The organism is Aestuariivirga sp. (assembly GCF_044239095.1).
Lineage (GTDB): Bacteria > Pseudomonadota > Alphaproteobacteria > Rhizobiales > Aestuariivirgaceae > Aestuariivirga.
The window spans coordinates 1-9,398 of the sequence record NZ_JBIICB010000165.1; the positions used below are offsets into that span (position 1 = coordinate 1).

Annotated in this window: 9 protein-coding genes and 2 pseudogenes; 4 read left to right on the forward strand and 7 right to left on the reverse strand. The window is 61.4% G+C overall.

The window, feature by feature from the left end; translation table 11 throughout:
* Positions 1 to 127: 127 nt before the first annotated feature.
* The 3 genes and pseudogenes from ACILRA_RS14560 to ACILRA_RS14570 all read left to right on the forward strand — a co-directional run.
* A pseudogene (locus tag ACILRA_RS14560) lies at positions 128 to 319 on the forward strand (IS21 family transposase); the annotation flags it as partial.
* On the forward strand, positions 309 to 1,103 hold the full coding sequence (istB, locus tag ACILRA_RS14565) for an IS21-like element helper ATPase IstB (RefSeq protein WP_395662814.1): 795 nt from the start codon (positions 309 to 311) through the stop codon (positions 1,101 to 1,103). The pseudogene ACILRA_RS14560 and the gene istB, both read left to right, overlap by 11 nt.
* A 165-nt stretch (positions 1,104 to 1,268) precedes the next feature.
* Positions 1,269 to 1,436 carry a hypothetical protein gene (locus tag ACILRA_RS14570; protein ID WP_395662815.1) on the forward strand — a complete coding sequence of 56 codons (168 nt, stop codon included), beginning with the start codon at positions 1,269 to 1,271 and terminating at the stop codon, positions 1,434 to 1,436.
* 11 nt (positions 1,437 to 1,447) lie between these two features.
* Here ACILRA_RS14570 and ACILRA_RS14575 read toward each other — a convergent pair whose 3' ends face one another.
* The 7 genes from ACILRA_RS14575 to ACILRA_RS14605 all read right to left on the reverse strand — a co-directional run bounded on the left by ACILRA_RS14575 (position 1,448) and on the right by ACILRA_RS14605 (position 8,942).
* On the reverse strand, positions 1,448 to 2,605 hold the full coding sequence (locus ACILRA_RS14575) for an alpha-hydroxy acid oxidase (RefSeq protein ID WP_395662816.1): 1,158 nt from the start codon (positions 2,603 to 2,605) through the stop codon (positions 1,448 to 1,450).
* A 6-nt stretch (positions 2,606 to 2,611) separates the two neighbouring features.
* Positions 2,612 to 3,937 carry a histidinol dehydrogenase gene (gene hisD, locus ACILRA_RS14580; RefSeq protein WP_395662817.1) on the reverse strand — a complete coding sequence of 442 codons (1,326 nt, stop codon included), beginning with the start codon at positions 3,935 to 3,937 and terminating at the stop codon, positions 2,612 to 2,614.
* 37 nt (positions 3,938 to 3,974) lie between these two features.
* Positions 3,975 to 4,772 carry an ABC transporter permease gene (locus ACILRA_RS14585; RefSeq protein ID WP_395662818.1) on the reverse strand — a complete coding sequence of 266 codons (798 nt, stop codon included), beginning with the start codon at positions 4,770 to 4,772 and terminating at the stop codon, positions 3,975 to 3,977.
* The gene (locus ACILRA_RS14590; protein WP_395662819.1) at positions 4,769 to 5,713 is read right to left on the reverse strand and encodes an ABC transporter permease; all 945 of its coding nucleotides are present in this window, start codon (positions 5,711 to 5,713) and stop codon (positions 4,769 to 4,771) included. Before ACILRA_RS14590 ends, ACILRA_RS14585 begins: the two co-directional genes overlap by 4 nt.
* 73 nt (positions 5,714 to 5,786) lie before the next feature.
* Positions 5,787 to 6,860: a PotD/PotF family extracellular solute-binding protein gene (locus ACILRA_RS14595; protein WP_395662822.1), complete on the reverse strand. Its 1,074-nt coding sequence runs from the start codon at positions 6,858 to 6,860 to the stop codon at positions 5,787 to 5,789.
* Positions 6,861 to 6,917: 57 nt separating this feature from the next.
* Entirely contained in the window at positions 6,918 to 8,048 is a 1,131-nt protein-coding gene (locus tag ACILRA_RS14600; RefSeq protein ID WP_395662820.1) for an ABC transporter ATP-binding protein, read from the reverse strand.
* A 117-nt stretch (positions 8,049 to 8,165) separates the two neighbouring features.
* Positions 8,166 to 8,942, reverse strand: coding sequence for an SDR family NAD(P)-dependent oxidoreductase (locus tag ACILRA_RS14605; RefSeq protein WP_395662821.1), 777 nt, complete (start codon positions 8,940 to 8,942; stop codon positions 8,166 to 8,168).
* A gap of 195 nt (positions 8,943 to 9,137) precedes the next feature.
* Between ACILRA_RS14605 and ACILRA_RS14610 the strand changes: the two are divergent.
* Positions 9,138 to 9,398: pseudogene (locus ACILRA_RS14610) on the forward strand (IS110 family transposase); the annotation flags it as partial.

A 9,398-nucleotide genomic window follows, 5' to 3' on the forward strand; every position in this document is an offset into this window, starting at 1 on the left:
CCACGGTGTAGATCTCCGAGCCCTCCCTGCTCACACAGAAAGGACATAGATAGTGGGCGACTTTTACTCCGCCCGCAGCGGGCCAATCCCGCCGCTACCGTGGTCTAGTTTTCCACCGCCGTTCCCAGCACTGGCAGACGGCGTGCCGGCGAAAACCCATGTGCTGAACCTGTTGCACCGTCTGGTTGACGGCAAGGATACAGGTGTTCCGCCACTGGATACCCCGCAGGCACTGAACCTAAACCGCGAACCCAAGGCCAATGTCCAACGCTATGACGGCCTGCGTAGCAAGATCGCCGGAGGCCGCCATGCGTCATGATCCTGCCAGCGGCGCCATTGTCATCATGCTGCGCAGCCTGAAGATGTATGGCATGGCGCAAGCCGTCACTGATCTCATCGAGCAAGGTGCGCCGGCCTTTGAAGCCGCCATCCCGTTCCTGTCACAGCTTTTGAAGGCCGAATTGGCCGAGCGGGAAGTACGGTCGATCGCCTATCACATGAAGTCCGCGCGGTTCCCCGCCTACAAGGATCTCTCCGGCTTTGACTTTGCCGCCAGCGAGATCAACGAAGCCACTGTCCGGACGCTGCATCGCTGTGAGTTCATGGATGACGCGCATAACGTCGTTCTGATCGGCGGGCCGGGCACCGGCAAAACCCATGTCGCCACCGCCCTTGGCATCCAGGCCATCGAACATCATCGCCGAAAGGTCCGCTTCTTCTCCACGATCGAGCTGGTCAACGCCCTCGAGCAGGAAAAGGCCAAGGGCAAGACCGGGCAGATTGCCGAAAACCTGACCAAGCTCGATCTCGTGATCCTCGACGAACTGGGATACCTGCCATTCAGTGCTTCTGGCGGCGCCCTGCTGTTCCATCTGCTGAGCAAGCTCTATGAGAAAACAAGCGTGGCCATCACCACTAACCTCAGCTTCAGCGAATGGGCCACAGTCTTCGGCGATGCCAAAATGACCACCGCCTTGCTCGACCGCCTGACCCACCGCTGCCACATACTCGAGACCGGAAACGACAGCTTCCGCTTCAAGGTAAGCTCAGACACCGCAGCCCGAAAAAAGAAGGAGACAAACCATGCCTTGACCTCAGCCTGAGCCGAAATCCATAATCAGAGGTGGCTCACTTCTCGATGGAAAACCCGGCTCAGTTCTGCGTGAAAAACAACACTACAGCGTTCCGGCGTCCTTTGCGAACCGTCCGGTCAGCCTGCGGATCTATCCAGACCGGCTGGTCGTGGCGGCCGAGGGCAATACGGGCGCGTGATCGCCGTCTACTTTAAGGGCGAGACCAACCTCAATGCATGGATGGTCGCGCAGGGCTGGGCGGTGACGTATTGGAAGTATGGAAACGATTACATCTCCCAAGAAGAAGAGGCAGCCTTGCCCGCCGCGGGATATGTTGAACGGACTGGCATCGCGGGCCGGTAGAACCGCTGCTCCTAGGATAATGAGCTCGCTTCGAATGCATCTTCGCCAAGCAATGAAAGTTCCTTGATCGAACGCAAACCCATGAGCTGCAGGGTTATGGCGACCTCCTGCCCAAGGAACGAGAAGAGATGGTTCACGGCTGCTTCTGCGCCGCTTGCGACGGCCCAGGCGAAGGGGCGGCCGAGAAGCACAAAGTCCGCACCGAGTGCAATTGCCTTGATGATGTCCGTTCCCCTGCGGAACCCACCATCCACGTAGAGCGAGAGTTCAGGGCCGATGGCCTGGCGCGCTGCCTTCACCTTGCTGATGGTGGAACAACCATGATCAAGCTGACGGCCGCCATGGTTCGACACCACGATGCCGTCTGCTCCGCTGTCCCGCGCTTGGCGCATGTCATCGGCGTCCATCAGTCCCTTCACGATCAGCTCGCCCTGCCACTGACTGCGAAGGTTGCTCAGCATGCTCCATGTGAGGTTCTTCTCGAGCCGGGATGAGAGGTTCCTCGCCTGGGCAAGTGCGCCGCGGCCATATTCCGGGCGGCCCGCGGCAAGTTCAACCTGCGGAAAGCCACTACGCAGCACGTCGAGTGACCAGGCCGGACGCTGGGCAAACTGCCACAGTAATGCAGGCGTCACCCGGTCGAGCGCACGGAAGCCGTTGCGCACATCCCGCTCGCGCACCGAGGTGACGGCTGTATCAACGGTGAAGAAGATCCGGCGGACGCCGACCTTGCGCGCAGTCTCCAGACGCTCCGAATTCACCTCCGGATCGCGGTCGAGATAGAGCTGGAAATCAGGCACTGAAGCGGTCACGGCGGCGACGGTGTGAAGACCGGAAATCGAGAAGCTGGAGAGCACGGACGGAACACCGGCCTTCATCGCCGCGCGGGCCACCGCGATCTCACCATGGTGGCGATAAAGCCCCATGAAGCCGACGGGGCCCGGGCCGAAGGGGAGCGACAGCTTTTGGCCACGAAGCGTGACGCTCAAGTCCGGCTCACCCACCGGACGCAGAACCCGCTGGCGAAGCCGCAACGCTTCAAGGTCGGCCCGGTTGCGGGCAAGTGTGGTTTCGGAGAAAGCGCCGCCTTCGATGTAATCGGCGAAGATGCGGGGAAGCCGCCGGCGCGCCGCTCTCTGGAAGTCATCGACGTTCAGAATGCCCTTCATCGCCGATCAGCCTTTCAGGTAGCGGTCACGAAGCTCGCTCACGGCATTCACATGCGAAGAGAAGCCTTCATAGGTTCCGAGCCTGTGGGCCACCGACGCCATCTGCGGATAGGCCTTGGCGGTGACATAGCCGACTGAACTGCGCCGGATGAAATCGCTCACCGACAAGGGCCCGTGGGTGTTGGCGCCCTTCGAGGTGGGGAGCACGGCGTTTGGCCCGAGGCCGAAGTTTCCGATCGACACCGGCGTATGCGTGCCGAGCAGCACCTCGGCGGCTTCCGTGATATCGCCCAGATATTCGAAAGGCCGGGTGGACAGGATCTCGAGGTGTTCGGGCGCATACTCATTTACGAAAGCGCAGGCATCCGCCATGGACTGCGCCAGGATGATGCCGCCTGATTTTCCGGTGAGCACAGCGCGCGAGAACTGCACACGCTGTTCCGTCATCTTATTCCAGTGCTCCGGCAGGGCGGCAAGCGACTCCTCCACCACGCGCGGCGAATCGGTCACCAGCCAGGCGGAGCTGTCCGACCCATGTTCGGCCTCGATCAGCAAGTCAAGCGCCGCAAGCCCACCATGCACCGTGTCATCGGCAAGGATGATCGCTTCGGACGGGCCCGCAGGCAGGCCCGGGTCAATGACACCGGCGAGCAAGCGCTTTGCGGCCACGACCCAGGGACTTCCCGGTCCCAGGATCTTCTGGGCCTTGCGGATGGTCTCAGTGCCAAAGGCCGCTGCTGCAACGGCCTGGGCTCCGCCCACCTTGTAGATCGTGTTGACACCTGCGATGCGCGCGGCGACCAGCGTGGCCGCATCAACCTTTCCGTCCGGCCCCGGTGGCGTGAAGATCGCAAGATTGGGAACGCCCGCAACCACCCCCGGCACTGACGTCATCATGGTGACGGAGGGAAAGGAGCCCTTGCCGCGCGGCACATAGAGTGCCACCGAGTTGATGGGAAGATATCGGTCTCCCGCGAAGGCGCCGGGCCTGATTTCCTTCAGCCACATCGGCTCTGGAAGCTGCTCCTCATGGAAGCTGCGGATGTTGTCGATGGCATAGCGGATCGCGTCGCTGAGTTCCGCGTCAACGAGCTTGAAGGCCTCCTCGAACTCGGCTTCTGAGACCTTGAGCGTGGCCGCCGTCAGCGATGTGGCCTTGTCCAGCTCGCGCCCAAGGCGGACGAGAGCCGCATCGCCCTCCTGCCTCACCGCGTCGATGATGGGCTGTGTCTTCACCAGATAGCCGGCGAGGTCAGCCTCCGACCGCGCCGTCAGGGCGGAACGCTGGGCAGCAGAGAGGTCCTTCAGCTTCTGGACGTTGACCTTGGTCATCGGGCATTCCCTTCGGTTGGCAGCGGAGTGTTCAACATCACTTAGACTTCAGGAAGATCTCAAGACCGACCAGCCTGTCTAGGAATGCGATGGCAAGAGCTGCCATGACGATGAAGACAACTGAGACAGCAGCAAGATCCGGCGTGATGATGGAGCGAATGGAGTTATAGATCTGCACGGGCAAGGTGACGGTGCGTGCATCGACCAGCAGCAGGCTCACCAGGAACTCGTTCATCGCGAGGATGAACATCAGCAGAGAACCCGTGATCACGCCGGGCATCACCGCGGGTAAGGTCACATAGAGAAATGTCTGTACGCGCCCCGCACCGCAATTGGCGGCCGCATGCTCGAGATCGGGGTCGAGCTGGGCCGCACTCGCGGAGACCGACCAGATGATGAAGGGCAGGTTGATGACGGCGCAGGCAAATCCGACAGGCCAGAGCGAGCCGAGGGCACCAAGGCGTCCGAACATCATCATCAGGCCGATGCCGGACCCGATGAGCGGGATGGTGAAGGGCAGCAGCAGATACATCTGTACGCCATTGAAGCAGCGCAGCTGGTATCTCGCCAGCGCAATTCCGGCAAGCGTACCCGCCGGCACCGCAATCAGCATGCAGATGGAGGAGACGATGAGCGAGCGCAGGAAGGCCTGTTGCAGGTCCCGCGCCAGCGCAATCTTCTCATACCAGCGAAGCGACAGGCCCTCCGGCGGAAAGGCGATGATGTTGCCCGCCGTGAAGGACGCGCCAAGCACCACCACCGTCGGAGCCGAGAGGGTGACGACCGACACCCAGACGATGGCCCAGAACCAGAAGCGCTGGGAGGCGCTGATCATGCCCGCCTCCCGGCGGCTAGCGTTCCGGCGCCGAAAACCGACAGGACCACGCCGACGAGGAAGGTGCCCCCCATGACCAGCAGTAAGGTGAGCGCGGCACCGAGCCCCGCATCCGAGGTGCGGAAGAACTGATCGTAGATCGCGTTGGCGATGAAGTCCTGCGAACCACCGCCCAGCATGGCGGGCATGGCAAAATCGGTGAGTGACAGGGTGAGCACCACGAGGCCAGCGCCAATAAGGCCGGGACGCGCCATGGGCAGCACAACGTGCCTCATGGTCCTCGGCCAGCTGGCGCCCAGCGACTTCGCGGCGGTCTCCACCTCTTCCGGGATGGCCGTCAGTGCCGGCGCCAGCATCAGAACGGCGAAGGGCAGCATGTATTGCACGAGCCCGAAGACGACAGCTGGAAAATTGAACAGGAAGCGATGTGGATCCAGCCCGATGAGCCCCGTAGCCTGGTTGATGATCCCGTCATTGCCGAGAATGATCAGCCAGCCATAGGCGCGCACAACCTGGCCGATGAAGAATGGCAGGAACAGGCAGATCAGAAGCGCCTTTCGGGCCGCTGCACTGCGGGTACGCACCATGATATAGGCATAGGGGAATGCGAGGATGAGGGTGAGCGCCGTCGTCAGCACGGCACCGAGGAGGGACCGCCAGGCGACGGTGAGATACACATCGGACGTCGCCAGCTTTTGATAGTTGGCAAGGCTGTAGCTCTCCGACATGCGGAAGGTTGCGGTATCGAGCGTGCGGAGCGACGTATCCGCGATTTCGATCATGCCGACGACCAGCGAACCCACAATTATGAGGGATGGCGCGATCAGCAGCCAGCCCGTATGGCGGGACATGGAGCGCGGCCACAACCGGTCTGCCAGCCATTCAAGCGCGTCCATCACGCGCCAGGTGAGCGGGTATCGGGCCTTGATGCTGGGCGGCATGATGTATCCGGGTGTCCGTTCGAGCGAAAGGCGGCGGGGCAAGGCAAAGCGCCCTGCCCCGCCATGACTGTGCTTAGCCCTGCATGATGGACTTGAAGGTGGCGAACCACTCGCTTTCGTTTTCCACCTGCACCTTGCCGGGAATGCGGATCAGATGCTTGAAGTCCTCCGGCGTGGTCGGATAGGACGGGTCACCCATCAGACCGGCGGGCGGCTTCACGCCGGGGATTACGCCAGGAAGGCCGAGACCATCAAGCCAGATCTGCTGAGATTCAACCGACAGCGCGAGGTTGATGTACTGCTTTGCCCAGTACTCTTCGTTCGCCGGCAGACCCTTCGGGATCCAGAAGCCGTCGGTGTCGTACTTGCAACCTTCCTCCGGCACGGTCCAGGCAACGTTGATGCCATTCTTCTTAGCCTCGCGCGCGTTAGTGGAGATGGTGCAGGCCGCATCGATCTCGCCCTTCTGGAACCAGGTGGTGAAGTCCGGGTCCTCTCCCAGCAGCGGGCTCTGCGTCTTTAGCTGCTTGATGAACTCCCATGCGGGCGCCATGTTGCTGGGAATGTCCTCGAGCTTGCCACCGCCCGCCACCTGGGCGGGGAAATGCATGCCGATGCCGTCATTGTAGAAGGCGACGCGGCCCTTAAGCCGCGGGTCAAGCAGTTCCTTCCACGACTTGGGCGCGCCGTTGGGGAATGCCTCCGGACGGTAGGCCAGCACATAGACATAGCCGTACGTGTTGACGATGGGAAAGCCGTCGAGGCCCACGGGCTTGGCGGTTTCCATGGCGTTCTTGAGGTTGGGAAGATCGGACAGATCGACCGTGATGCCGCGGAGTGCTGACTTGGTGGCATTGGTCGTCGTATCCCAGTTGATGTGGATGGGCGGCACGCGGCCCTGATCCACCGCAGCCCAGACCTTCGGCCTGATCTCGTTGTCCTCCGTTAGGTCATGGCGCACCCCGATGCCGGTGAGCTTCGTGAAGGGATCCGAAACGCCAGCTTTCAGTGAATCCACCCAAGACCCGCCCCAGGCACGCACGATAATCTCGGCGGGCTTTTCGGGTTCGCTTGCCTTAGCGCGCGAGCCCGCACCAGCCATAATCAGTGCCGCACTGCTTCCCGCCAGGAGATGCCTGCGGGACATCCTGCCGATCGTATGTGTCATGTTAGTTCCTCCTTGCTTGGTTGATTATCGTTACTCTCAGGGCCTTGCTTCAAAGACGATCATGTCACGGGCGCGCCAGCCAAGACTGACAGGCGCATCGGTGGCAAAAACGGCTGCGCTCTCAGGGTCGTGGTGATAGACTAATATGTTTTGTGAAAGCGCAGGCACCTCAACCACATAGAGCAGGCGCTCACCCTCGAAGATCACATCGGCTATGGTTCCGAGAAGAACGGTCTCGCAGCCCGCAAGCGACACCTCCGGGCGGGCAATCCTGACCTGTTCGGCGCGCACCACTCCGCGGGCCGCCATGCCAGGTTGAAGGCTCCCCGATAGCGAGCCCGCCAGCGTCACGCCAGCCAGCATCAGCCCGCCAACCGTTGCCGTCCCCTCGATCAGGCTCGAGACACCGATGAAGCGCGCGACGAACTCATCGGCGGGCGAACGGTACATGAGCGCGGGGCTTGCATGCTGGTGGATGAAGCCGCCATCCATTATGATGATCTCATCCGAGACGACGAGCGCCTCGCGCTGATCATGGGTCACGTTGATGGTGGTGACGCCAAGCTCCTTCTGGATCCGCCGGAACTCGAGCTGCATCTCCTCGCGCAGCTTGCGGTCAAGCGCTGCCAGCGGCTCATCGAGAAGAAGCAGTGCTGGCTCGAACACCAGGGCGCGGGCGATTGCAATCCGCTGCTGCTGGCCACCAGACAATTCATGGATGCGTCGGTTACCGTAACCATCGAGCCGGACCAGTTCAAGGAAGCGGCGGACACGGGTGGGAATGAAGGCCGGATCGAAGCGCCTCATCTTCAGAGGGAAAGCAATGTTCTCCGCTGCCGTCATGTGCGGGAAGAGGGCAAGTTTCTGGAAAACCATACCGATGGAGCGGCGGTCCGGCGGCACCGCGTCAACCGGCTTTCCGCCGATAAGGATATGGCCGGAGGTGGGACGCTGGAAGCCTGCGATCATCCTGAGAAGCGTGGTCTTTCCAGAGCCTGATGGACCCAGAATTGTCAGGAACCTGCCAAGGCTGAGGTCGAATGAGGCCCGGTCCACCGCCTTGCTGCCGGTCCCGAAATCCATCGACACCTCGCGCACGCGCACGGCGGGGGGCGCATGCGCTGGCGCCCCCACCGCAGCGGCGCTCGACTGGGTCTCCTCAAGCATGGCTTCCTTCAATGTCCCTCCCGGAGAACCGCCGATCCAGGCCTGTGGGCAGAACTGACTACAGCTCCACATTCATTCACAAAAGCATCTCCTTCGCTTACACATAGATAATTCATACTAGATCGCTGCCAGATAGCCACCGTCGATCACCACGCACTGGCCCGTGATGTAGCGCGAGGCCGGAGCGGCAAGGAACACCGCAGCGCCTGCAAGGTCATCGAGTACGCCCAGCCGCCCGAGCGGAACTGCCGCCGTCATGCGCTCCACCCAGGCGTGGTTGGCGTAGAACACCTCCGTCATTCCGGTACGGAAATATCCTGGCGCGATGGCATTGACGCGGATGGACCGAGACCCCCACTCTGCGGCCAGCGCGCGTGTCATGCCGAGAATGCCGGATTTCGATGCACCATATGGCGCAGCCGTGGGCACGCCGACGAAGGAGGTAAGCGAGGCGAGGTTGATGATCGATCCGCCGCCTGACGCAGCCATTCCGGAGGCAACTGCCTGGGCCACGAAGAAGGCGCCCTTGAGATTGGTATCGACGATCTTGTCCCAGAGCGCCTCATCGACCTCGATCGCAGGCCGGACATCCTCGACACCGGCGTTGTTGACCAGAACGCCCACCGGCGAGACGCCGGACAAAACAGCCCGAATCTCGCCGGCGTTGGACTGGTCGAAGGCGATCCTCTCAACCTGACGGCCCTCCCGTCTTATCAGGTCTGAGGTTTTGTCCAGCGCTTCGATCCGGCGCGCAGCAACCACAAGGTTAGCCCCCGCCTGTGCGAAAGCCAGAGCCAATGCCTGGCCTATGCCGCGACTTGCACCGGTAACCATGACGCGTGTGCCCTGACACCCGAACTGGCGTGACAGCCACTCTGAAGGCACTTCAGTCATCGGGTGATCACCTCCAGAAACGGGTCCTGACAAGTATATACATATTCATGGCGCGTTCATATGCCTCCGTCAATTGGTGGGAACGGCGGTGGAAAACTAGACCACGGTAGATGGGGTGGTTGCCGCCCTCCCCAAACGGCATTGCAGTGTGCGAAGAAAGCGCTCGTTCAGCCACGCAGTAGAAAGGAAAGCGATATGAATAGCATGATGATCGGAGTGGATTTGGCTAAGCGTGTGTTCCAGCTCCACGGCGCCACGATGGAAGGGCATGTGAAGTTTCGAAAGAAGCTGAGCCGAGATCAATTCAGACACTTCATGGCGGAACAAATTGCCAGCGTTGTAGTGTTTGAGGCATGCGGCAGCGCTCATTACTGGGCACGCGAACTGGTCAAAACTGGTCATGAGGTGAAGTTGATCGCGCCGCAGTATGTAAAGCCGTTCGTGAAGCGTCAAAAG